This window comes from Pseudomonas sp. UV AK001, from assembly GCF_046097675.1.
In the GTDB taxonomy this organism is placed as follows: domain Bacteria; phylum Pseudomonadota; class Gammaproteobacteria; order Pseudomonadales; family Pseudomonadaceae; genus Aquipseudomonas; species Aquipseudomonas kribbensis.
This window is the reverse complement of the sequence record NZ_JBJUVZ010000002.1, coordinates 535,045-558,712: the sequence shown is the minus strand read 5'-3', so window position 1 is coordinate 558,712 and position 23,668 is coordinate 535,045. Positions and strand designations below refer to the sequence as shown.

At 61.6% G+C, this 23,668-nt stretch carries 22 protein-coding genes; 15 read left to right on the top strand and 7 right to left on the bottom strand.

What is annotated here, in order from left to right; translation table 11 throughout:
* The first annotated feature begins 45 nt into the window (after nt 1-45).
* Nucleotides 46-1,020 (top strand): serine/threonine protein kinase, encoded by a 975-nt coding sequence (locus ACKLNA_RS10615; RefSeq protein WP_085709184.1) that lies wholly within the window; start codon nt 46-48, stop codon nt 1,018-1,020.
* A gap of 66 nt (nt 1,021-1,086) precedes the next feature.
* A complete protein-coding gene (rarD, locus tag ACKLNA_RS10610) occupies nt 1,087-1,974 on the top strand; it encodes an EamA family transporter RarD (protein WP_114885944.1) in 888 nt (295 codons plus the stop codon).
* A 223-nt stretch (nt 1,975-2,197) separates the two neighbouring features.
* On the opposite strand, the gene ACKLNA_RS10605 is transcribed toward rarD, so the two are convergent.
* Nucleotides 2,198-2,716, bottom strand: a complete 519-nt coding sequence (locus ACKLNA_RS10605) for a glycine cleavage system protein R (protein WP_011336250.1) — start codon at nt 2,714-2,716, stop codon at nt 2,198-2,200.
* Between the two features lie 476 nt (nt 2,717-3,192).
* Between ACKLNA_RS10605 and ACKLNA_RS10600 the strand changes: the two genes are divergently transcribed.
* A complete protein-coding gene (locus ACKLNA_RS10600) occupies nt 3,193-5,370 on the top strand; it encodes a malate synthase G (RefSeq protein ID WP_408985822.1) in 2,178 nt (725 codons plus the stop codon).
* Between the two features lie 71 nt (nt 5,371-5,441).
* On the opposite strand, the gene ACKLNA_RS10595 is transcribed toward ACKLNA_RS10600, so the two are convergent.
* The gene (locus ACKLNA_RS10595) at nt 5,442-5,888 is read right to left on the bottom strand and encodes a response regulator (protein WP_134828326.1); all 447 of its coding nucleotides are present in this window, start codon (nt 5,886-5,888) and stop codon (nt 5,442-5,444) included.
* 254 nt (nt 5,889-6,142) lie between these two features.
* On the opposite strand from ACKLNA_RS10595, the gene ACKLNA_RS10590 reads away from it, so the two are divergent.
* From ACKLNA_RS10590 to ACKLNA_RS10555, 8 genes are all read left to right on the top strand, one after another.
* Nucleotides 6,143-8,083: a putative nucleotidyltransferase substrate binding domain-containing protein gene (locus tag ACKLNA_RS10590; RefSeq protein WP_408985821.1), complete on the top strand. Its 1,941-nt coding sequence runs from the start codon at nt 6,143-6,145 to the stop codon at nt 8,081-8,083.
* On the top strand, nt 8,080-8,787 hold the full coding sequence (locus tag ACKLNA_RS10585) for a PolC-type DNA polymerase III (RefSeq protein WP_408985820.1): 708 nt from the start codon (nt 8,080-8,082) through the stop codon (nt 8,785-8,787). Before ACKLNA_RS10590 ends, ACKLNA_RS10585 begins: the two co-directional genes overlap by 4 nt.
* Nucleotides 8,788-8,898: 111 nt before the next feature.
* Nucleotides 8,899-9,417, top strand: a complete 519-nt coding sequence (locus tag ACKLNA_RS10580) for an RNA polymerase sigma factor (RefSeq protein ID WP_408985819.1) — start codon at nt 8,899-8,901, stop codon at nt 9,415-9,417.
* Nucleotides 9,414-10,385: a FecR domain-containing protein gene (locus ACKLNA_RS10575; RefSeq protein WP_408985818.1), complete on the top strand. Its 972-nt coding sequence runs from the start codon at nt 9,414-9,416 to the stop codon at nt 10,383-10,385. Before ACKLNA_RS10580 ends, ACKLNA_RS10575 begins: the two co-directional genes overlap by 4 nt.
* 162 nt (nt 10,386-10,547) lie before the next feature.
* Nucleotides 10,548-12,974, top strand: a complete 2,427-nt coding sequence (locus ACKLNA_RS10570; protein WP_408985817.1) for a TonB-dependent siderophore receptor — start codon at nt 10,548-10,550, stop codon at nt 12,972-12,974.
* A gap of 74 nt (nt 12,975-13,048) precedes the next feature.
* Nucleotides 13,049-14,179 carry a PepSY-associated TM helix domain-containing protein gene (locus ACKLNA_RS10565; protein WP_408985816.1) on the top strand — a complete coding sequence of 377 codons (1,131 nt, stop codon included), beginning with the start codon at nt 13,049-13,051 and terminating at the stop codon, nt 14,177-14,179.
* Nucleotides 14,176-14,355, top strand: a complete 180-nt coding sequence (locus tag ACKLNA_RS10560) for a hypothetical protein (RefSeq protein ID WP_085709174.1) — start codon at nt 14,176-14,178, stop codon at nt 14,353-14,355. The genes ACKLNA_RS10565 and ACKLNA_RS10560 overlap by 4 nt, the downstream gene beginning before the upstream one ends.
* Nucleotides 14,356-14,421: 66 nt before the next feature.
* Nucleotides 14,422-15,051 (top strand): glutathione S-transferase, encoded by a 630-nt coding sequence (locus tag ACKLNA_RS10555; protein ID WP_085709173.1) that lies wholly within the window; start codon nt 14,422-14,424, stop codon nt 15,049-15,051.
* 87 nt (nt 15,052-15,138) lie between these two features.
* On the opposite strand, the gene creD is transcribed toward ACKLNA_RS10555, so the two are convergent.
* Entirely contained in the window at nt 15,139-16,509 is a 1,371-nt protein-coding gene (gene creD, locus ACKLNA_RS10550) for a cell envelope integrity protein CreD (RefSeq protein ID WP_408985815.1), read from the bottom strand.
* Between the two features lie 165 nt (nt 16,510-16,674).
* On the opposite strand from creD, the gene ACKLNA_RS10545 reads away from it, so the two are divergent.
* Complete coding sequence (locus tag ACKLNA_RS10545; RefSeq protein WP_408985814.1) at nt 16,675-17,685, top strand: acyltransferase family protein; 1,011 nt, start codon at nt 16,675-16,677, stop codon at nt 17,683-17,685.
* 24 nt (nt 17,686-17,709) lie between these two features.
* On the opposite strand, the gene creC is transcribed toward ACKLNA_RS10545, so the two are convergent.
* From creC to ACKLNA_RS10530, 3 genes are all read right to left on the bottom strand, one after another.
* The gene (gene creC / locus ACKLNA_RS10540; protein ID WP_408985813.1) at nt 17,710-19,128 is read right to left on the bottom strand and encodes a two-component system sensor histidine kinase CreC; all 1,419 of its coding nucleotides are present in this window, start codon (nt 19,126-19,128) and stop codon (nt 17,710-17,712) included.
* Entirely contained in the window at nt 19,128-19,808 is a 681-nt protein-coding gene (gene creB / locus ACKLNA_RS10535; protein ID WP_085709169.1) for a two-component system response regulator CreB, read from the bottom strand. Before creB ends, creC begins: the two co-directional genes overlap by 1 nt.
* 232 nt (nt 19,809-20,040) lie before the next feature.
* Nucleotides 20,041-20,547 carry an ATP-dependent zinc protease gene (locus ACKLNA_RS10530; protein ID WP_085709168.1) on the bottom strand — a complete coding sequence of 169 codons (507 nt, stop codon included), beginning with the start codon at nt 20,545-20,547 and terminating at the stop codon, nt 20,041-20,043.
* 173 nt (nt 20,548-20,720) lie between these two features.
* Between ACKLNA_RS10530 and ACKLNA_RS10525 the strand changes: the two genes are divergently transcribed.
* A complete protein-coding gene (locus ACKLNA_RS10525) occupies nt 20,721-21,608 on the top strand; it encodes an acyltransferase (protein WP_408985812.1) in 888 nt (295 codons plus the stop codon).
* 14 nt (nt 21,609-21,622) lie between these two features.
* Here the strand turns inward: ACKLNA_RS10525 and ACKLNA_RS10520 are convergent, their stop codons facing one another.
* Nucleotides 21,623-22,174, bottom strand: coding sequence for a DUF2780 domain-containing protein (locus tag ACKLNA_RS10520; RefSeq protein ID WP_085709166.1), 552 nt, complete (start codon nt 22,172-22,174; stop codon nt 21,623-21,625).
* Between the two features lie 148 nt (nt 22,175-22,322).
* Between ACKLNA_RS10520 and ACKLNA_RS10515 the strand changes: the two genes are divergently transcribed.
* Nucleotides 22,323-22,949 carry a sigma-70 family RNA polymerase sigma factor gene (locus ACKLNA_RS10515; RefSeq protein ID WP_408985811.1) on the top strand — a complete coding sequence of 209 codons (627 nt, stop codon included), beginning with the start codon at nt 22,323-22,325 and terminating at the stop codon, nt 22,947-22,949.
* Nucleotides 22,946-23,620: an anti-sigma factor domain-containing protein gene (locus tag ACKLNA_RS10510; protein WP_408985810.1), complete on the top strand. Its 675-nt coding sequence runs from the start codon at nt 22,946-22,948 to the stop codon at nt 23,618-23,620. The genes ACKLNA_RS10515 and ACKLNA_RS10510 overlap by 4 nt, the downstream gene beginning before the upstream one ends.
* Nucleotides 23,621-23,668 lie beyond the last annotated feature (48 nt).

The following is a 23,668-nucleotide window of genomic DNA, read 5'->3' as shown; positions in this document are numbered from 1 at the left end:
CCATGCTGGGCCGGACGCGGCAGCCTGCCGCGCGCAGGAGTCAGCATGGCCCACCCGTTTGAAACCCTCACCCCAGACCTCGTGCTCGATGCCGTCGAAAGCATCGGCTTTCTGAGCGACGCGCGCATCCTGGCGCTCAACAGTTACGAAAACCGCGTCTATCAGGTCGGCATCGAAGACTCCGAGCCGCTGATCGCCAAGTTCTATCGCCCGCAGCGCTGGACCAACGAAGCGATTCTCGAAGAACACCAGTTCACCTTCGAACTGGCCGACGTCGAGATCCCGGTGGTGGCGCCACTGGTCCACAACGGCCAGACCCTGCACGAACACGCCGGTTTCCGTTTCACCCTGTTTCCCCGTCGAGGTGGCCGGGCGCCGGAGCCGGGCAATCTCGATCAGTTGTATCGCCTCGGCCAGTTGCTCGGGCGCATGCACGCGGTCGGCGAAACCAAACCGTTCGAACACCGCGAAGCATTGGCTGTGCAGAACTTCGGCCACGCGTCGCTGACCACACTGCTGGAAGGCAACTTCATTCCGAAAAGCTTGCTGCCGGCCTACGAGTCCGTCGCCCGCGACCTGCTCAAGCGTGTGGAAGACGTCTACGCCGCCACGCCGCACCAAAACATCCGCATGCACGGCGACTGCCACCCCGGCAACATGATGTGCCGCGACGAGATGTTCCACATCGTCGACCTCGACGACTGCCGCATGGGCCCGGCGGTGCAGGACATCTGGATGATGCTCGCCGGCGACCGTCAGGATTGTCTCGGACAGCTGTCGGAATTGATGGACGGCTACAACGAATTCCACGATTTCGACCCGCGGGAGCTGGCATTGATCGAACCGCTGCGCGCCCTGCGTCTGATGCACTACAGCGCCTGGCTGGCGCGACGCTGGGACGATCCGGCGTTTCCTCGCAGTTTTCCGTGGTTCGGCAGCGAACGGTATTGGGGCGATCAGGTGCTGGCGTTGCGTGAGCAACTGTCGGCGTTGAATGAAGAGCCGTTGAAGCTTTTCTGACACGACACGTCTATACAACTGCCCGTACAATCGCTGCTTTGTTAGCTGCCTAAGCAAGGATTCTGCATGCAAGCCGCCAACCCGCGTCGCGGGTACATTCTGGGCCTGAGTGCCTACATCATCTGGGGACTGTTCCCGCTCTACTTCAAAGCCATCGCCGAAGTCCCGGCGGTGGAAATCATCATCCACCGGGTGCTGTGGTCGGCACTGTTCGGCGGGCTGTTGTTGCTGGTCTGGAAGCATCCGGGCTGGTGGCAGGAGCTGCGCGACAACCCGAAACGCCTGGCGATTCTGGCACTGAGCGGCACCTTGATCGCGGCCAACTGGCTGACTTACGTCTGGTCGGTGAACAACGGGCGGATGCTGGAAGCGAGCCTCGGTTACTACATCAACCCGCTGGTGAACGTGCTGCTGGGCATGCTGATCCTCGGCGAACGCCTGCGGCGCATGCAGTGGCTGGCGGTCGGTCTGGCGGCGGTCGGCGTTGCGCAGCAGGTCTGGCAGGTGGGCAGTCTGCCGTGGGTGTCGCTGGTGCTGGCACTGACCTTCGGCTTCTACGGGCTGATCCGCAAGCAGGCGCCGGTCAAGGCACTGCCGGGGCTGGTGGTGGAAACCTGGATGCTGGTGCCGATCGCCCTCGCGTGGCTGCTGTTCAATCCGACCGCCACCAGTGCACAGGCCGCGTTCTGGACTACCTCTGAAGCCTGGTGGCTGGTGGCGGCCGGTCCGGTGACGCTGGTGCCGCTGGTGTGCTTCAACGCCGCCGCGCGGCATCTGCCTTACACCACCCTCGGATTCCTGCAATACCTGGCGCCGACCCTGGTGCTGCTGCAAGCCGTGCTGTTGTTCGGCGAGCATTTGTCGTCCAGCACGCTGATCGCCTTCATGTTTATCTGGGCCGGTCTGGCGGTTTACAGCGTCGATGCGTGGATAAGTCTGCGTCGGCGCAGCTGATCAAAAAACGCACAAACCTCCACAGGCCACGATTCTCGTGGCCTGCATCGTTCCTTCCCAAGGTTATCCACAGCGTGATCCCCGCCGTTTGTGCGCAAGTCACTGAATGCTGGCGGTTTTTTGATCAATCATCGCCAAGCCACGGTGGACGTGGCCTGGAAGGCAGTCTCTACAGGTTATCCACAGGCAGGTGCACGTTTAAACTGGATAACCCGATCCGTCTTCACAGGTCGGTGCGCAGCACCAATTCCACCATTAAGTCATCGGCCAGGGTTTCCAGGCGCGATTGCAGCACATCCAGTGAAAGAGTCAGGGGCACCGCCAGAATCGCCTCGGCATGAAACAGCGGCTCGCTGCTCATCGGCGCCGGACGTACTTCGGTCACCAGCCGTTCGAGGTTGACGCCCTGCTCGCTCAATAAGCGGGTGATATCACGCACGATGCCCGGACGATCATTACCTACCAGTTCCATGGCAATCGGCTTCCAGGTGCAGGCCTGCTCGATGCCGCTTTCGGCCACCAGCACGCGAATGCCCTGCGCCGACAGCGCTTGTAAGGCATCGACTAATTCGTCGTAAGCCTCCGCCGGCACACCGACTCGCAGAATCCCGGCGAACTGCCCGGCCATTCGCGACATGCGGCTTTCCAGCCAGTTGCCGCCGTGCTCGGCGATGCATTGGGCGATGCGCTCGACCTGCCCGGGCTTGTCCGGCGCGAAGACGGTGAGTACGAGGTGATCCATGGCGCAGCCCTCTTGTCATGACTTTTGTTATAGAAAAGCAAGTATAGGCAAGCCGGCCGGCACTGCCGTGATGACGGCAAACGAGGTGCCATAGCAGACGCATAGTATTTATGTGTACAACTTTTGATATTTAGCTGGAACAATCCATTGGTTTTTTGAGAACATCCCGTTCCGCGCCGTGACCGCAATGCGTCATGGGGTCGCAGAACGACGTAATTAGTCTGATTTTCACAACCGCAAGTCATCATGTAGTATGCCGCAGCGCGCACTACATAACGTTGGATCGATGTCTGCCCAAGGCACGTTCGCAACCCTGAAAGCCCCGTCAGCAAGGCCCCCAAGCCGTTGATTGGTCCCAGCCCAGCCGCCAGCGATGGCATGTACTGGTCGAGGGGTTTGTGGTTTAAATGGCCAGAGGCTTCATTGTTAAATTGAAGAGCTGAAAAGCGAAATAGCTGAGCAGAGTGAGGCAAGCAATGACTGAACACGTTCAAGTCGGTGGCCTGCAGGTCGCCAAAGTCCTGTTCGACTTCGTGAACAACGAAGCCATTCCCGGTACCGGCCTCACCGCCGACAAATTCTGGGAAGGTGCCGACAAGGTCATTCACGACCTGGCGCCGAAGAACAAAGCCCTACTCGCCAAACGCGATGACTTCCAGGCCCGTATCGATGGCTGGCACCAGACCCGTGCCGGTCAGCCGCACGACGCCGTGGCCTATAAAGCCTTCCTGCAAGAGATCGGTTATCTGCTGCCAGAAGCGGCTGATTTCCAGGCAACGACGCAAAACGTCGATGACGAAATCGCCCGTACCGCTGGCCCGCAACTCGTGGTTCCGGTGATGAACGCCCGCTTCGCCCTCAACGCCTCGAACGCCCGCTGGGGCTCGCTGTACGACGCCCTGTATGGCACCGACGCCATCAGCGAAGCCGGCGGCGCGGAAAAAGGCAAAGGCTACAACAAGGTGCGCGGCGACAAAGTCATCGCCTTCGCTCGTGCATTCCTCGACGAAGCGGCGCCACTGGCGGCCGGCTCCCACGTCGACTCCACCGGCTACAAGATCGCTGACGGCAAACTGGTCGTCACCCTCAAGGGCGGCAGCAACAGCGGTCTGCGCAATGATGCGCAACTGATCGGCTTCCAGGGCGATGCGTCGGCACCGATCGCGATCCTGCTGAAGAACAACGGTCTGCATTTCGAAATCCAGATCGACGCCAGCACCCCGGTCGGCCAGACCGACGCCGCCGGCGTCAAAGACATCCTGATGGAAGCGGCACTGACCACCATCATGGACTGCGAAGACTCCGTGGCCGCCGTCGATGCCGACGACAAGGTGGTGATCTACCGCAACTGGCTGGGCCTGATGAAAGGCGACCTGGCGGAATCCGTGTCCAAGGGCGGCCAGACCTTCACCCGCACCATGAACCCGGATCGCACCTACACCAAGGTCGACGGCAGCGAACTGACCCTGCACGGCCGCTCGCTGCTGTTCGTGCGTAACGTCGGTCACCTGATGACCATCGACGCGATCCTCGACAAGCACGGCAACGAAGTGCCGGAAGGCATCCTCGACGGTCTGGTGACTTGCCTGGCGGCGATGCACAACCTGAGCGGCAACACTTCGCGCAAGAACACCCGCACCGGTTCCGTCTACATCGTTAAACCGAAGATGCACGGCCCGGAAGAAGCGGCGTTCACCAACGAGCTGTTCGGTCGCATCGAAGACGTGCTGGGCCTCAAGCGCAACACCCTGAAAGTCGGGATCATGGACGAGGAGCGCCGCACCACGGTCAACCTCAAGGCCTGCATCCAGGCCGCCAGCGAGCGCGTGGTGTTCATCAACACCGGTTTCCTCGACCGCACCGGCGACGAAATCCACACCTCCATGGAAGCCGGCCCGATGGTACGCAAGGCAGACATGAAGGCTGAAAAGTGGATCGGCGCCTACGAGAACTGGAACGTCGATATCGGTCTGAGCACCGGCCTGCAGGGTCGTGCGCAAATCGGTAAAGGCATGTGGGCGATGCCCGACCTGATGGCAGCGATGCTCGAACAGAAAATCGCTCACCCGCTGGCCGGCGCCAACACTGCCTGGGTTCCATCGCCGACGGCTGCCGCGCTGCACGCGCTGCACTACCACAAGGTCGACGTGTTCGCCCGTCAGGCCGAGCTGGCCAAGCGTGCCCGTGCTTCGGTCGATGACATCCTGACCATCCCGCTGGCGGTCAATCCGAACTGGACGCCTGAGCAGATCAAGAACGAACTGGACAACAACGCCCAGGGCATTCTCGGTTACGTGGTGCGCTGGATCGACCAGGGCGTGGGCTGTTCGAAAGTGCCGGACATCAACGACGTCGGCCTGATGGAAGACCGTGCGACGCTGCGTATTTCCAGCCAGCACATCGCCAACTGGCTGCGCCACGGCATCGTGACCGAAGCGCAAGTGATGGAAAGCCTCAAGCGCATGGCGCCGGTGGTGGACCGTCAGAACGCCAACGACCCGCTGTACCGTCCGCTGGCGCCGAACTTCGACAGCAACATCGCCTTCCAGGCGGCGGTCGAGCTGGTGATCGAAGGCACCAAACAGCCGAACGGCTACACCGAGCCGGTCCTGCACCGTCGTCGTCGCGAGTTCAAGGCTGCCAACGGCCTGTAACCTGCGGTTGATGCCGGACATGAAAAAGCCCTGATCTTTCGATCAGGGCTTTTTTGTTTGTACCGGAACAACTAAGGCTCTATGCCGAGCTCATGTTTGACCAACCCCAGCAACTTCGCCGTATCAATCGGCTTGAGCAGAAAATCCACCACGCTCAAATGCATCGCCGCAATCGCATCCTTCACGTCCGCATCGCCCGACACAATGATGATCGGCATCGCCGCCCGCGCCGACTCTCGCACCTGGCGAATCAGGTCCAGCCCGTCGACATGGCCCATCCGCAGATCGGTGATCACCAGGCCGATTGAAGGTTTTTCCTCGATCATCTTCAGCGCGGATTCGCCGCTGGCCGCGGTCATGCAACGAATGCCGTCCAGGGCCAGGATCTCCGACAGCAGCTCGCGGGCGTCCTTGTCGTCATCAACGATCAGTACCCGCTGCGGCGGCAGGTCGGGTTCCAGCATGACGGCGCTGAGCGCTTCCCGCTCGGCGTCGCTCAAAATATCGTGGTCGGACATGGCATTCTCTACGTTTTCAAAATCGATCCCCTGGCACAGTGGTCAGACATCGCTGGGCAGAGCTTCAATGTGCACTTCGTCGGATTTTTTTCCAAGGGGCGAATCCGAGAATTTCCGACTGTTTGTGTAGGGCATATCCGAAAACTACCCAACGGCATGCCAAACCTAGACTTACGTCCAATGGGCACCCTGCGCGCCGGGGTCGACCATGGCTGCAACGATCCAATAACAACAATTCGAAAAAGACTGCGGTAATGGTTATGAGTAAAGCGGACGCCTTCACCCAGGCAGGGAAAACCGCGGTGTTGCAGAACATTCAGGGCACATTGCAATTCCTCCAGCGCTTCCCCCCTTTCAATCAGATGGAACACGCCCACCTCGCCTATCTGGTGGAACAATGCCAGCTGCGTTTCTACGGTCAGGGCGAGAGCATCATCAAACCCGCCGACGGGCCGGTTGAACACTTCTACATCGTCAAGCAGGGCCGGGTGGTCGGCGAGCGTCCGCACACGGCCAAGGGCGGCACCGAAACCACGTTTGAAATCACTACCGGCGAGTGTTTCCCCCTCGCCGCGCTGCTTGGCGAACGGGCGACCCGCACCGAACACCTGGCCGGCGAAGACACCTTCTGCCTGCAACTGAACAAACTGGCGTTCATCAAGCTGTTCGCCCTCTCCAACACTTTCCGCGACTTCGCCCTGCGCGGGGTGAGCAGCCTGCTCGATCAGGTCAACCAGCAAGTCCAGCAGAAAGCCGTGGAAACCCTCGGCACTCAGTATTCGCTGAACGCCCGCCTCGGCGAATTGGCCATGCGCCATCCAGTCACCTGCAGCCCGACCACACCGTTGCGCGAAGCGGTGAAGCTGATGCACGAACAACAGGTCGGCAGCATCGTCGCTGTGGATGAACACAAGTCACCGCTTGGGATTTTCACCCTGCGCGACCTGCGTCATGTGGTGGCTGAAGGTGTCGGCGATTTCAACGAACCCATCGAACGACACATGACGCTCTCGCCGTTTTATCTGTCGCCGGATCACAGCGCCTTCGACGCGGCAATCGCCATGACCGAGCGGCACATCGCCCACGTCTGCCTGGTCAAGGATCAGCGATTGTGCGGCGTGGTTTCCGAACGCGATCTGTTTTCGCTGCAACGGGTCGATCTGGTGCACCTGGCGCGGACCATCCGCAGTGCCCAGCGGGTGGAGCAACTGGTAACCCTGCGCGGCGAGATCGGCCAACTGGTGGAGCGCATGCTCGCTCACGGTGCATCGTCGACCCAGATCACCCACATCATCACCCTGCTCAACGATCACACCGTGTGCCGGGTGATCGAGCTGACCCTCGCCGAGAAAGGCGACCCCGGCGTGCCGTTCAGTTGGCTGTGCTTCGGCAGCGAAGGCCGGCGCGAGCAGACCCTGCACACCGATCAGGACAACGGCATTCTGTTCGAAGCCCGGGATGCGGCCCATGCGGCGGAGATTCGCGGCAAGTTGCTGCCCATCGCCCAGCAGATCAATAACAGCCTGGCGCTATGCGGCTTCACCCTGTGCAAGGGCAACGTCATGGCCGGCAATCCGCAGCTGTGTTTGTCCCGTGCAGAATGGGCCCGGCGCTTTGCCGCGTTCATCCGCGAGGCAACGCCGGAGAACCTGCTGGGCTCAAGCATCTATTTCGACCTGCGGGTAGTCTGGGGCGATGAACAGGGTTGCGAGCAATTGCGCCGGGGGATTCTCGATCAGGTCGGCGACAATCGACTGTTCCAGCGCATGATGGCCGAGAACGCCCTGCGCAACCGCCCGCCAGTGGGGCGTTTCCGTGAATTCGTACTGACGAAAAAGAACGGCGAGAAAGCCTCGCTGGACCTGAAGATCCAGGGCCTGACGCCGTTTGTCGATGGCGCACGTCTGTTGGCACTGGCCAACGGCATCGATGCGAACAACACCCTCGAACGTTTCCGCCAGTTGGTCGATAAAGAAGTCATCGAGCGGCTGGATGGCGCCGCGTACGAAGAGGCCTATCACTTCATCCAGCAGACGCGCATGCAGCAGCATCAACTGCAGACCCGGGAAAACCTGCCGTACTCCAACCGGGTCGATCCGGACAGCCTCAATCATCTGGACCGGCGCATCCTGCGTGAATCCCTGCGCCAGGCCCAACGCCTGCAAAGCAGCCTGACCCTGCGGTATCAGCTATGAGCCTGTTCTCGTGGCTGCGTCCGGCCAGCCCCGTTCTGCCGGACGATTTGCGACAACGCCTGGCGCAACTGCCGGCGGTCCGCGAACTGAGCGAGTGCAGCCTGCGGGAACAGCGCTGGGTGGTGCTGGATCTGGAAACCACCGGGCTCAACCTGAACAAGGACCGGGTGCTGTCGATTGGCGCGGTGGTGATCGAAGACGGCGCCATCGACTTCAGCCAGCAGTTCGAGCGCACGCTGCAATGTCGTGAACTCAAACTCGGCCCCAGCGTGTTGATCCATGGGTTGGGGCCGAATGCGATTGCCGCCGGCAGCGAGCCGGCCGAGGCATTGCTCGAGCTGCTGGAGTTCATTGGCGACAGTCCGGTGCTGGCATTCCACGCGCCATTCGATCAACACATGCTTGGCCGGGCGGTGAAAGAACACCTGGGGCACAAATTGCAGCAAGTGTTTCTCGATGTCGCCGACATTGCACCGCTGGTTTGCCCGCAGGCGCACATTCGCGAAGCAGGTCTGGACGAGTGGATCAACTGGTTCAAGCTCGAAGTGTTCGAGCGTCACCACGCCAGCGCCGACGCACTGGCAACGGCGGAACTGGCGTTGATTCTGTTCAGCCGGGCACGGCAGCAGCAGATTCACAGCCCACTGAATTTGCAGCAACGCCTGAGCCAGTGGAAGCGCCGCCAGCAGACGCATTCGTTCTGAGCCCCGGGTTGTCGCCCGACAACCCGACCGGTGGCCAATTGCTAACCATTCCCACCTCTGCCACAATCGCGAACAATTCTCGTTGGTTAACATTTCCCAGTCGGTGTCTTCGTGTCGTCAGCCCAAAGCCCTCACAGTGAGCTCGTCGGTGCGTTGTATCGCGACCATCGCCGCTGGCTGCTGGCCTGGCTGCGGCGCAACGTGGCTTGTCCGCAACGCGCCGAAGACCTGAGTCAGGACACCTTTGTCCGCCTGCTCGGTCGCGAGGAACTGTTGACACCCCGCGAGCCTCGGGCCTTTCTGGTGGCCATCGCCAAAGGCCTGCTGTTCGACTACTTCCGTCGCGCCGCACTGGAGCAGGCCTATCTCGCCGAACTGATGCTGATCCCCGAAGGCGAGCAGCCGTCGGTCGAAGAGCAACAACTGATTCTCGAAGACCTCAAGGCCATCGACCGAATGCTCGGCCAGTTATCGACCAAGGCTCGCGCCGCTTTTCTCTATAACCGTCTCGACGGTCTGACCCACGCAGAGATCGCCGACAAACTCGGCGTGTCGGTGCCGCGCGTACGCCAGTATCTGGCCCAGGGCATCCGCCAGTGCTACATCGCCCTGTACGGTGAGCCGACATGAATCCGGCCAGTTCCAGACCGGTGCCAGCCCACGTGCTGGACGCGGCAATTGCCTGGCAATTGACCCTCGATTCCAGCACGCCACTGGAGCGCGAAGAATTCGCCAAATGGCATGCGGCCAACGAAGAACATGCCCGGGCCTGGCGCCAGTTGGGCATGCTCGACCAGCGTTTCAGCGTGGCCAGCGGCCCGGCCCGCGCCGCGCTGCTGCAGTCGCGCGAAGGCATTCGCCGGCGTGTACGCAAGCTTGGCAGTGGTCTGGCCAGTGTTGTCGCGGTGATTGGCCTGTCGCTGTTTGCCGCAGAACACTATCTGCCGCTGGATTACTGGCTCGCCGACCAGCGCACCGCCACTGGCGAACAACGCACCGTGCGGCTGGCGGACGGCACCGTGATCAATCTCAACACCCACAGCGCCATGGACGTGCGGTTCGATGACAAGCAGCGGCTGGTGGTGTTGCAGGAAGGCGAAATCCTCATCGAGACCGGCCATGGCGATGCGCGACCGTTCATCGTGGAAACCCGCGAAGGCCGCATGCGTGCGCTGGGCACGCGGTTTCTGGTCAAACGCGAAGAACAGGGCACGCGCCTGAGTGTGCTGCAGTCTGCCGTCGCGGCGCATCCGCAATCCGATCCGCAGGAACAGATCCTGCGTGAAGGCCAGCAGGTACTGATCCGCAATAACGGCCTGGACGCAGTCGTCGCGCTCAACCCAGGCGCCGATGCCTGGACCCGCGGCATGCTGGTGGTAGACAACGCCCGTCTGGAAGACCTGGTGCACGAGCTCGGCCGCTATCGTCGCGGCCATCTGGGCATTGCGCCGGAAGTCGCCGACCTGCGCATCACCGGCAGCTTCCCGCTGCACGATACCGACAAAGCGCTGAGCGCCCTGCTCCCGACCCTGCCGGTGCAGATCGAGCAGCACACGCCGTGGTGGGTCACCGTGGCCAAGGCTGATCCGAAGCCCTGACACACCGCGTTACCTGCTCGCCCCCCATGAAAACGGACTTTCTGCTGACTTCAGCCGCCACGCCGTCCGTTAATCGAAATTATTTTCATCCAGCCCTATCACTTTTCGAATCTCGTCCGGCACACAGGCAATTGAGAAATATTTCCATTCAGGAGCCGCCGTATGTCCCGTTCGCTAGACACCTTGTTGCGCCCCAGTTTGCTGGCGGTCGCCATTGCCCTCTGCACCCCGCTGGCCAGCAGCCAGTTGATCGCCGCTGAACAGGCGTCGAGCGTACGCGCCTACAACCTGCCGGCCGCGCCGCTGTCCACCACCCTGAACCAGATCGCCAGCCAGGGCGGCCTCACGCTGTCGCTGAACCCGTCGCTGGCAGCCGGCAAGACCTCGGCACCGGTCAACGGCCAATATGACGCCGCTGGAGCCCTGCGCGCAGCCCTGCATGGCACCGGCCTGCAACTGCAACAGAGCGATACCGGGACTTACACCCTGGTCGCCGTGCCGGATGGTGTGGTGGCGTTGCCGGAAACTTCGGTGATCGGTGTGGAAAACACTGAAAGTGCCTGGGGCCCGGTCGAAGGCTACACCGCTACCCGCACCGCTGCCGGCACCAAGACCGACACCGCGCTGGTCGAAGCGCCGCGCTCGATCTCCGTCGCCACCCGCCAGCAGATGGACGACCGCAGCGTGCACAGTCTCGATGACGCCGTGCGCTATATGCCGGGCATCACCGCCAGCAGCTATGGCAGCGATACCCGCGCCGATTGGCTGCGCGTTCGTGGCTTCGAACCGACCCAGTTCCTCGACGGCCTGCCGCTGCCAAAAGGCGTGTACGCCAACCCGAAACAGGAAACCTGGAACCTCGACCGCCTCGCCCTGCTGCGCGGCCCGGCCTCGTCGGTTTACGGCCAGACCCCACCGGGCGGCTTGCTGGACATGGTCAGCCGTCGCCCGAGCGATGTGCAGAGCAGTGAAATCCAGCTGCAATACGGCAGCGACAACCACCGTCAGATCAACTTCGCCAGCACCGGCAAGATCGACGACGCCGGGCAATTCCTCTACGGCCTCAGCGGCGTGGTACGTGACAGCGGCACGCAGGTCGATCACGTCGACAACAAGCGCTACAACATCGCGCCGAGCCTGACCTGGAACATCGATGACGACACCAAATTCACCCTGCTGACCCAGTTCACCCGAGACGATACCGGCATCACCAGCCAGTTCCTGCCGGTGCAGGGCACCAAGATCGACATGCCGTTCGGCAAGGTTTCCCATCACAAGAACCTCGGCGATCCGGACTGGGAATACTACGACCGCACCTACTACGCGCTCGGTTACGCCTTCGAACATCGCCTGAACGATGTGTGGCAGTTCAAGCAGAATCTGCGCTACACCAAGTCGGAGCTGTCGTTCCAGAGCCTGACCCCGGGTTCGTACCCGTACACCCAGGTGGACAACGCCGGTAACGTCGGCCGCACCAGCACCAGTGTCAATGAAGACATCAGCCAGTTCGCCGTGGACAACAACTTCCAGGCCGACTTCGCCACCGGTGACATCCGCCACACCCTGCTGCTGGGTCTGGATCACCAGCGCAGCAACAACAACTACACCTCGATCTTCGGTGACGGCCTGACCACCAACGTGCTCAACCCGATCTACGGTCAGCCGATCGTGCGTCCGGCGCGCTCCACCGCCTTCTACGACTATGAGCAGAAGACCAACCAGACCGGCCTGTACGTGCAGGACCAGATGGCCCTCGACCAATGGCGCCTGACCCTCGGTGGCCGTGAAGACTGGGTGCACACCGGTACGAAGTTCATCAACAAGGCCGACGCGACCAACACCGACCGCGACAAGGCCTTCAGCGGCAACGCGGCACTGAGCTACGTGTTCGACTCGGGTTTCGTGCCGTACATTTCCTACGCCGAATCCTTCCAGCCCACCAGTGGCGCCGACGCCTCCTCCACGGAATCGCTCAAGCCGACCGAAGGCAAGCAGTGGGAGCTGGGCATCAAGTACCAGCCGCCCGGCAGCAAGACCCTGCTGTCCGCCGCCGTGTATGACCTGACCCAGAAAAACGTTTCGGTAAGCTCTTTCGTCAACGGCGTATCGATCACCAGCCAGACCGGCGAAGTGAAAGTCAAAGGCCTGGAGCTGGAAGCCACCTCCGATGTCACCGAAAACCTGAAAGTCATCGCCGCCTACACCCTGGCCAAGTCCGAAGTACAGAACGGCGTCGACAAGGGCAACCGCCTGCAACTGATGCCGAACCAGCAAGCCTCGCTGTGGACCGATTACACCTGGCACAGCGGCGTGCTCGACGGCTTCGGTATCGGTGGCGGTGTGCGCTACACCGGCAACACCTACGGCGACAAGGCCAACACCTGGCTGGGCAAGGCTGACGCCTACACCGTGTTCGATGCCAGCGTGCATTACGACCTCGGTCGCCTGGACAACAGCCTCAAAGGTGCATCGGTGGCAGTCAACGCCACCAACCTGTTCGACAAGGACTACATTTCCACCTGCGACAGCTTCTACTGCTACTACGGCGACCAGCGCAGCGTCGTCGCCAGCGCCACCTACAAGTGGTAATTGCTTGAGCTGAAACAGGCCCTGCAACCAGGCCGTCCCTCGTGGACGGCTTTGGTGTTTTTGAAGGTCATGAAATGAAAAGTAAAACAATCCGTCGCTGGTCGTTCATCCACACCTGGACCAGCCTGATCTGCACCGTGTTTTTGCTGCTGCTGGCCCTGACCGGCCTGCCGCTGATTTTCCATCACGAAATCGAGCACCTGCTCGGTGACGCCCCGGTGGTGCGCGAGATGCCGGCCGACACGCCGCACCTGAATCTGGCGCAACTGGTACAAGCCGCCGAGGCCCATCGCCCCGGCGAAGTCGTGCAGTACTTCGGCTTCGAAGACGACGAGCCGAACACCGTGCTGACGATCATGGCGAAGACCGCCGGCACCGAGCCGAATTCATCGCACACCTTCATGCTCGACGCGCGCACCGGCGAAGCCCTGGAAACACCGTCGGCCAATGGCGGCCTGATGCTGTTCATCCTGCGCCTGCACGTCGACATGTTTGCCGGTCTGCCGGGCAAGTTGCTGCTGGCGTTCATGGGTGTGCTGTTCGTGGTGGCGATCGTGTCCGGGACGGTGTTGTACCTGCCGTTCATGCGCCGTCTCGATTTCGGCACCGTGCGCCGGGACAAATCCACTCGCCTGCGCTGGCTCGACCTGCACAACCTGATCGGCGTGGTGACCCTGACCTGGGCGCTGGTGGTGGGAGTCACCGGAGTAATCAGCGCCTGTGCCGATCTGATCATCGCAGCCTGGCGCAACGATTCACTCAACGCCATGATCGCGCCCTACCGCGATGCACCACCGCTGACGCACCTGGCCCCGGCCACCCGCCTGCTGGATATCGCCGGCGAAGTCGCGCCGGGAATGAAACCGGACTTCATCGCCTTCCCCGGCACCCGGTTTTCCAGCGAGCACCATTATTCGGTATTCATGAAGGGCGGCACCCATCTGACTTCGCACCTGCTGACGCCGGTGCTGATAGACGCCAGCACCCTGCAGGTTACGGCGGTCGCTGAACGGCCGTGGTACATGGACGCCATGGGCATGTCGCAGCCGCTGCACTTTGGCGACTACGGCGGCATGCCGATGAAAATCCTCTGGGCCACTCTCGATGTACTGACCATCATTGTCCTCGGCAGCGGCGTGTACTTGTGGGTGGTGCGGCGCAAGGCCGCGAAACCGGTGCTGGAAACGGCGGAGGCTTCGGCATGAAACCGCGTCAGTCGAACTTCTGGAAAGTCTTCAGCACGCCGCTGGTGATCGCGTTGCTCAGTGCGGCGGGGCTGTTCGCCGCGCTGCTGGGCGACGGGATCTGGGACGGGTTGAGCTGGATCGGTCTGGGTGTGCCGGCCGCCCTCGCCTTGCGCGGTCTGTTGCAACGGCGCTGATTGGCTTGAGCCTGACGGGCAACGCGCTATGCTGCCCGTTCATTGCCCTTGACCGAGACCCTGCCGATGTCCGCTCCCAGCATGACCCTGTTCCACAACACCCTGTCCCCGTTCGTGCGCAAAGTCATGGTGCTGCTGCACGAGACCGGCCAGCAGGATCGCGTCGCCCTGCAGGACTGCGTCCTGACACCGGTCAGTCCCAACGCCGCGCTGAACGAAGACAACCCGCTGGGCAAGATCCCGGCCCTGCGCCTGGCCGACGGCAACGTCATCCATGACAGCCGGGTGATCCTCGACTATCTCGACCACCAGCATGTCGGCAACCCGCTGATCCCTCGCGACGGCTCGGCCCGCTGGCGGCGCCTGACCCTGGCCTCGATGGCCGACGGGATCATGGACGCCTCGGTGATGGTGCGTTACGAGCAAGTGCTGCGCGCCCCGGAGAAGCACTGGGACGAGTGGCTCGAGGCCCAGCGCGACAAGATCCGCCGCACCCTCGCGCTGCTGGAACACGACGCCATCGCCGAACTGACCAGCCATTTCGACGTCGCCGCGATCAGCGTGGCCTGCGCCCTGGGTTATCTGGATCTGCGCTTCCCGGATCTGGGCTGGCGCGAAGCCAACCCGCAACTGGCCAACTGGTTCTTTGAAGTGAGCCAGCGCCCGTCGATGATTGCGACGATGCCGAAGGTTTGACGCTCGGGGCGGGAGGCAACGACGCAAAGATCAGCGTCATCAACACCTCGGCCTCCCGCTGCTCCTCACGCAACCCCACGAACCGGCTCATTGCACTGCTCCGAGATCAAACTCCAGGGGCTTGGCCGGTTTCTGCCCGACGCCATACCAGTCCAGATTACGGGTCAGCACCATGAACACACCCAGCAGACCGAACAGCAGCAGCGAGCCCATCAGCAGCGCGTAATCTTCGGCGCTCAGCAAGCCGAAGAGCAGGCCATACAACGCCGCCAGCCCCGCGGAAAAACTCAAGCCGTGACGCACACTGCGCAACACATGGCAGACATAAAAACCAATCAGCAACACACAACCACTGGCCGACAGCAGATACGCCAGGGCAAACCCGATGTGTTCCGACAGCGACAGCAACAACAGGTAGAAAAACGCCAGCGCCACACCCACCAGCGCGTATTGCACCGGGTGCACCGCCAGGCTTTTCAGCACTTCGAACAGGAAGAAACCGGCAAACGTCAGGACGATGAACAGCAGCGCATATTTGATCGCTCTGTCACTTTTCAGGTACTGATCCACCGGATCGATGAAACTCACCCCGAAACTACGCCCGTTGAACGCCTCGCAATCGTTACCCGAAGCGCAGCGGTTCATGGCCTCTTGCAGGTTGGTGGAGAAAAACGAGGTCTGCCAATCCGCGGTGAAACCCTGATCGGTGACTTCACGCTTGGCCGGCAGGAAGTTGCCGATGAAGCTCGGGTGCGGCCAGTTGGCAGCCAGGTTCACGCGACTGGTCTTGCCCACCGGCAGCACCTGTAACGAGCCGGTGCCCTGCAAGCGCAGGTCGAAACCGAAGGCCAGTTCCGTGGGCTGATGGGTATCGAGTGCCGGCAGCGTTGCTCGCACGCCTTCGCCGAGCCAGCCCACTTGCGTGCCGGGCACGAAGTCCAGGCGTTGCGAACCGAGTTCCAGTTTCAGGGCATTTTCGATCCCGCGAATGTCGCTGATACCGATCGCCAGAAACGGTGCATCGAAGTGGTAATCGGTGAAGTCTTCGGTGATGCCCAACTGCGCCGGCAGCGAGAAATGCCCGCTGATGCGGTTTTCTGCATGGAACAGCCGCGCCTCGTAGATGCCCCGGGAGCGCAGCTCGGTCTGCACCTGGCCGTCGAGTTCGAAGCGCTCCGGCAGGAAGTACAGGCGGCCACGTTCTTCGCTGACTTCCTGATAACGCTCGTCACTCTTCTCTTTGGTCTTCCAGGTGCGTACCACTTTGCGGTACGGCACCACCATCACCGGCCCGCTGATCTGCTGGCTGTAGCTGGAGCTGCGGGCAATATCTTCAAGTACGCCGTCGCGCCGCTGCTGGCGATCGTCGATGATGCCGTCGATCATCAACAGCGGCACCAGCAGTAACAGGATCAACAGGGCAATCGCCCCGAGCTTGAATGTCAGATTACGGTTCATCGGAACGCTCCCTTTTTGGAATGGAGCAAGTCTGCGAACGCTGTGTGGGTTTGTGATGGAGGTTTTGTGGGCTTTGTGTGGAAATACCTGTAAAACGCTTTTCCCGTCATCGAGTACAGGAACATTCCGAGCCGTACGGGCCGGATTTGAACAAGGATTACTCCGTTGAGAAACAACTCATTCGACTTGATCAGGCATTTTGCCGCGCTGATGGTGCTGATCAGTCACCACTTCGTACTTTCGGGCCAGGAAGAGCCAGGCATCGCCGGCTACAACTCATTGGGGGGCATCGCCGTCATCGCCTTCTTCTCGATCTCCGGCCTGCTGATCACCCACAGTTTCCTCAATGCCAACAGCCTCCCCGACTATCTGGCCAAACGTGTCGCGCGAATTTTCCCGGCACTGATCGCCTGCGCCTTCATCATGACGTTTGTGGCGGGGGGGATATTCGCGCAGGGTTACATCACAAGCCCTTCGGCGCTGTTCGACTTCCTGCGCATATCCTTGTTCGGCCGCGCGGAAATCGATGAAATCACCAATGGCTTTATCTTCAGCGAGTCGTTCAATGGCAGCCTGTGGACGCTGAAGATCGAATTCGCCTTTTATCTGCTGGTGGCGGCCGCACTGACTCTGTACCGCCATGCTGCGACAGCCGTTGCAATGCTTGTCGCGTTCTGCATTGCGACCTTCGTGCTGGGCAACGCTCCCGCCACGGCGCTGACGCAGAAGCTGGCCGTTTACGGCGGTGCCGGTATCGCCTTTTTTGCCGGATCGCTCCTGGCTTTCTACAAGCAATACCTGGGCGCCAGACATCGATTGGCAATGACGCTGGTGGCCTGCCTCGGCCTGATTCCGTTTGCAACGGGAACACCAGTGGCCGGCGTCATCATCACGCTGTGCATCTGCCTGGCGACGCTGAGCCTGGGCCTGCTGTATGTCGATCACACCATCCGGGGCCGGTTCGATCTGTCATACGGGATCTACCTGTATGCGTTTCCCGTACAGCAATTGGTGATCAACAAAACGTCGCTGGCATTCGTGCCGTCCATGATCGTGTCGGCGCTGATAGTGATCGTGCTGGCCGCTGCCTCCTGGATCTGGATTGAACGGCCAGCGCTGCAGTGGGTGCACCGTCGCAGCAAGGCCAGAATCAACCAGGTGACGACGCCGTCCTGAGCAGGAGGCGGCTCGCTCGTGTGTTCATGGCAGGTGCAATTGCACCTGTACGCCACCTTCAAGGTTGTCGATGCGCAGAGAACCACCGTGCAACTTGACTACTTCTTCGACGAAATTAAGCCCAAGCCCGGTGCTTTTGCGACCACTGTCCGGGCGCGGCAATGAGTAAAAACGCTCGGTCAGACGCGCCAGCGCGTAATCGGGAATCGGCGCCGCTTCGTTGAACAGCCGAAACTCGATCTGTTCGCCAACCCGCTCGGCGTCAAATCGCAACACTCCCCGTTGCGGCGTGAAATCCAGGGCGTTCTCCAGCAGATTGCCCAAGGCCTGACGCAGCAGGAACGGCTCGCCGATCAACGACAGGTCGGCCGCGATGGTGCACTCGATCCGCAGCTGTTTACCTTCAGTGCGTGCGGCCTGTGCCTGCAACACTTCCTCGACCAGCGCCGCAAGCGGCACGGCGACGCGTTCCTCAAGCGCCTGACGCTGCTCCACCTGGGCCAGATCGAGCAGTCGTTCGATCAACTGCTGCATGCGCGCACTTTCGCTGTCGATGTTGCCGACGAAACGCTGGCGTTGCGCCAATGGCATTTCGCTCTGCAACAGCTCGGCGGCACCGCGAATCGCCGCCAGCGGGCTTTTCAATTCATGGGTCAAGGTGTGGACGTAGCGTTCGACGTAGGCCTTGCCTTCAAGCTGGGTACGCATCTGTTCCACGGCGCTCGCCAGTTGTTCCAGCTCGCCACCGCGATAATGCGGCACTTCCACCCGGCGCCCTTCGCTCACGGCCTCGGCATAGCGGGTCAAACGGTGCAGTGCCCGGCTCAGCCACCATGACAACAGCGCACCGAACAGCAAACCCAGAATGATCAGTCCGGCGCCATACCCCAGCAAGCGGCGCTCGGTACGGTCGACATAGGGTTGCAGCGAGCTGTTGGGTTTGGCCACGGTGACCACGCCGATGATCTGGCCATCGTCGCGGATCGGCGCACCGACGTGCATGACCGAAGAGTTCGGATCATTCGGATCGCTGCGGCTGGAGCGCGCGCCGTATTCGCCGCGCAGGGTCAGGTAGACGTCGTTCCAGCGCGAGTAGTCCTGACCAACCGCGAGGCCACTGGAATCAAGCACCACGATGCCCTTGGCATCGGTGACGTAGATGCGGTGGTTGACCTGGTTTTTCGGCAGGCCCCAGATCGTCGCTTTCGGCTGGCGCTCGCCATAGGCGCGGAGCAGTTCCGGCCAGCGATTCTGGCTGAGGGTGCCGGCCTTGAAATCATCTTTGAGGATTTCCGCCATCAGGTTGGCGGTATCGACCAGGGTCTCCTCGGTGGACTGGCGCACACCGGGGCGGATTTCCTCCATCACGGTGTTGAGCACGAAATAACCGGTGAGGCCGATAAACAGCACGTACACCAGGAAAATTCGTAGCCCCAGTGACATCAGCTGTGCCCCGGACTGTAGCTGTAGCCGAGGCCGCGATGGGTCTGGATCGGCTCGGCCTCGGCGCGAATCAGGCGCAACTTGGCGCGCACACTCTTGATGTGGCTGTCGATGCTGCGCTCGTAGCCGGCGTCGGCTGCCACACCCAGCGCATCGAGCAGTTGCTCGCGACTGAACACCCGCTCGGGTTGTTCGAGCAGGCATTGCAGCAAACGGAATTCGTGACGGGTCAGGCTCAAGGCCTGGCCGCGATAGCTGATCTGCACGCGTTCGGGGTCGATGCGAAACACCCCCGACCAGGCTTCGGCCGGTGGGCGCGGGGCCATGCGCTTGAGAATCGCCCGGACCCGTGCAGCCACTTCCCGTGGGCTGAACGGTTTGACCACGTAATCGTCGGCGCCGATTTCCAGGCCCACCACCCGGTCGATCTCCGCATCCCGGGCGCTGAGGAACAGCACCGGCACTTCGCTGAACCGGCGCAGTTGCTTGCAGGTTTCAAAGCCGCTGATGTCCGGCAGGCCGATGTCGAGGATGATCAGGTCGGCCGGTGTCTGGCGCTGATGCTCCAGCGCTTGCGCGCCGAGGCTCAGCCAGGTCGTGGTGAAGCCCTCGCCCTGCAAGGCAAAAATCAGCGTGTCGGCAATCGCCGCTTCGTCTTCGACAATCAGGATATGAGGCATGGCGTCCGAGCCTGTGGATTAAGTGCGCGAACGGTGCCCCAAGCCTGACGTTACGTCAATGAGACCACCAGCGTCGCGTCTCACAAATGCGTTCCTTTTTTGACGAGTGACTGTTGTCGTCAGGCAAGGCGCCGCGACGAGCCATAGCTGGCTATGGGGAGGAGCGGCAACGCAGCATGACGGCAACAGGCACCGTCAAAAAGGAACAGCATTTGCGAGACGCGACGCTCGATCAGCAGTCCGGTTTATCCGCAGTAAAGCGACGCGCCGGGTTTACCGCTGCGCCGAACTCACGCAAGGCCTTGGCACCGATCAGCAGCGGGTAGTTGAAATGGCTGCGGTCGGTCAGGTTGACCTCGACGGTACGCTTGACGTTGCCCAGGCACAGCTCCAGATCGACCACCGGACGCTTGGCAACTTCCGTGGTGTCGCGATCCTCGTCGTCCTCGTCGGAGCGGCTCTTGATCTTGCTGATTCGCGCAATCTTGTGTTCGAACACCTTGTTGCTGGCGTCCTTGGTGGCGAGGCGGAAACGCACCCAGTCTTCACCGTCGCGGGTGAAGGTCTCGATGTCCTTGGCCGACAGCGAGGCGGTCAGCGCACCGGTGTCCATTTTCGCCTTGAGCACTTGCCCGCCGATTTCCGGCAGCGCGATGTATTCGTAGCGCCCGTACAGGGTCGGCTCGGCGGCCAGCACCGGCAGGGCAACGAGGGAAAGCAATGCAAGGAGGGATTTCACGTAATGGGCTTCCTTGGGAAATGGGGGCGTCTGACGCGAGATTTTAGACCGCTGTTCGCTTGATCGTTCCCGCAAGGCTAACGCGCCAAAGGTGAAACATTCGTAACCCATGATTTGGCCTGTCGCCCGAAGCCACTTATCATGGCGCGCCCATCCGCTTTCAAGAGTTGCTTATGCGCCGCCTGCTCACCGGCTGTCTCGTCACCCTGCTGCTGTTGCTCAACACCCTGATGCTGTTCGGCCCGCTGATGGTGTTCGCCCTGCTCAAGCTGATCCTGCCGGGACGCTTTCGCGATTACGCCTCGTGGGCGGTGATGTGGATCGCCGAGACCTGGGCGGAGATCGACAAACTGATCTTCCGCCTGTGCATCCCGACGCAATGGGACATCCGGGGCGGCGATGATCTGCGTGGCGACACGTCGTATCTGGTGATCAGCAACCATCAGTCCTGGGTCGACATCCCGGCGCTGATCCAGACCCTCAACCGGCGTACGCCGTTCTTCAAGTTCTTCCTCAAGAAGGAACTGATCTGGGTACCGTTCCTCGGCCTGGCCTGGTGGGCGCTGGATTACCCGTTCATGAAACGCTACACCAAGGCGTTCCTGGCGAAGCACCCGGAACTGGCGGGCAAGGATCTGGAAATCACCAAAGCCGCGTGCGAGCTGTTCAAGCGTCAGCCGGTGACGGTGGTGAATTATCTGGAAGGCACCCGCTACACCACGGCCAAAAGCAAGCAGCAACAGTCACCGTTCAGCCATCTGCTCAAGCCCAAGGCCGGCGGCGTGGCGTTTGTACTGGCGGCGATGGGTGAACAGCTGGACGCGATTCTCGATGTGACCGTGGTTTATCCACAGCCGAAGATTCCGGGGTTCTGGGACCTGATCAGCGGCAACGTGCCGCGGGTGATCATCGATATCCGTACTCGTGAACTGGACCCGGCACTGTGGCAGGGCGACTACGAAAACGATCCGGTATTTCGCGAGAAGGTCCAGAGCTGGGTCAACCAGCTCTGGACCGAGAAAGACCAGCGCATCGCCGAACTGCGCGGCGAGCGCGGCTGATCAACGGGGGTCGGTCAACCGCCGACGCCCCAGACACCGCCGAGGGTTTTCAGCAGCGAACCGCCGACGCCCTGGTCACCGAGGTATTTAAGAATGACCGGGGCGAACTGGCCGACCATGCTGTCATTCATCCCCAGCGCACCGAACGCACTGTTCAGGTCACTGGTGCTCTTCACATTGCCCAGTGCGTTATCCAGTCCCGCCGACTTGCCGGAAGAACCGAGCACGCTGCTCAGCGCGCCCAACTGACCGGCACCGCCCGACAGCTTGTCGAGACCCGGCACGCTCTTGGCCAGTTCCGAATAGTCGCTGCCGCTGAGCTTGTTCTTCGCCAGGCCGAACATTGCACTGGTGCCACCGACGGCTTGTTGTGGTGTAACCCCAAGACCGGTGACCGCTTGCAGCAGACCGGCCGTTTCCGAGGTCGGCGCCGCGGCGGTGGCGGCGTTGCCGCCCTGCATGCTTGAGGCTGCCTTGGTCACGTCATCCAGGCTGAAACCTGCGAAAACCGGGCTCGCCACAACCGTCATCAGCGAAGCCAGTGCGAAACCGCGTGAAATCTTCATCCAGACATCCTCTTTCGTCATGAAAACCGCCCGTCACGGGTGGCAAAACTGTCGGTTTGACCGGCAATTCGCCAGCCTGTTCCGAGCGTAGTGCATCCATCTTGAGCCGGCTCGCGTATAGGAAATGTGAAACCCCGGAAATCGAACCATGAATGGCACGAGCGCTGTCGCTGAACTAGCCTGTGAACTACCCGAAACCAGCGCCCGTCCTGTCTGGAGACTTGCCATCACCCTCGCCGACACCGATCAGCTCCGGCAATTGCTGGCCCAGTGTTCACTGGGCGACCGCCGTGCCTTCGAAACGCTGTACCGCAGCGTGGGCCCGCGCCTGCATGGCGTGGCCCTGCGGTTCATGGGCCGCCCGGATCTGGCCGAAGAAGTGTTGCAGGAGAGCTTCGTGCGGATCTGGAACAACGCCTCGCGCTACGAATCGCACCTGTCGGCACCGATGACCTGGATGATCAACATCACCCGCAATCAGGCCATCGATCAACTTCGCAAGCATCGCGACCGGCCTTTGACTGATTTCGAGCAGGAAGCCCTGGTGGATGAAAATCCTTCGGCCCATGACCTGTTGAACAGCGCCCGCGAAGCCACAGCCCTGAACCGCTGCCTGGAAACCCTCGAAGGCATGCAGCGCCAGTCGATCACCGTGGCCTACTTTCAGGGTTTGTCCTGCTCTGAACTGGCCGAACATCTGGCGGCGCCGCTGGGCTCGGTCAAGTCGTGGATTCGCCGTGGAATGGAACGCCTGCGCCGGTGCCTTGAATCATGAACTACCAGACCCCCGCCCTGCGCCGCGCCCTCGCCGCCGATTACGCCATCGGCTTGATGGCTGCGCCGGCCCGTCGGCGTTTCGAGCAATTGCTGCTGGAAGACGCCGCTCTGCGTGCCGAACTGGCGCACTGGCAGGAAAGCCTCGCCAGCCTCACCGGAACACTGCCGGAGGTTCCGGTGCCGGAGCGCGTGTGGCATGGCGTTACCGCGCGGATCGAACCGCAAGAACTGCATGTGCCGGAGAAACGTCCGTTCTGGAACTGGCTGCGGGTGACAGCAGCACTGGCCTCCATCGTGGTGCTGGTCTTCCTCGGCTCGCTGTACACCCACGACGACGCCCGCCACCGCGCCACCCTGCTGAGCGCCGATGCGCAACCGGCGCTGAAGGTCGAGGCCCATGACGATTACCTGCAAGTCGAGCCACTGACACTGGCGGCGGTCGATCCTCAGCGCAGTCTGGAACTGTGGGCGATTCCGGTCGATGGCAAACCGGTCTCGCTAGGTGTGATCCCGGCGGGCGGCAAAGGCAAGGTTGAATTGAGTGAGGCGCAGAAGGCGCTGATCGGCAAGCCGATTGCGCTGGCGGTGAGTCTTGAGCCAAGGGGTGGGTCGCCGACCGGGCAGCCGACGGGGCCGGTTCTTTATCAAGGGGCGTTGGCGAAGTTGTAGTTTGCCTGAATCACCTGACTCAGAAATCGATAAGCAACCGCCCGTCTA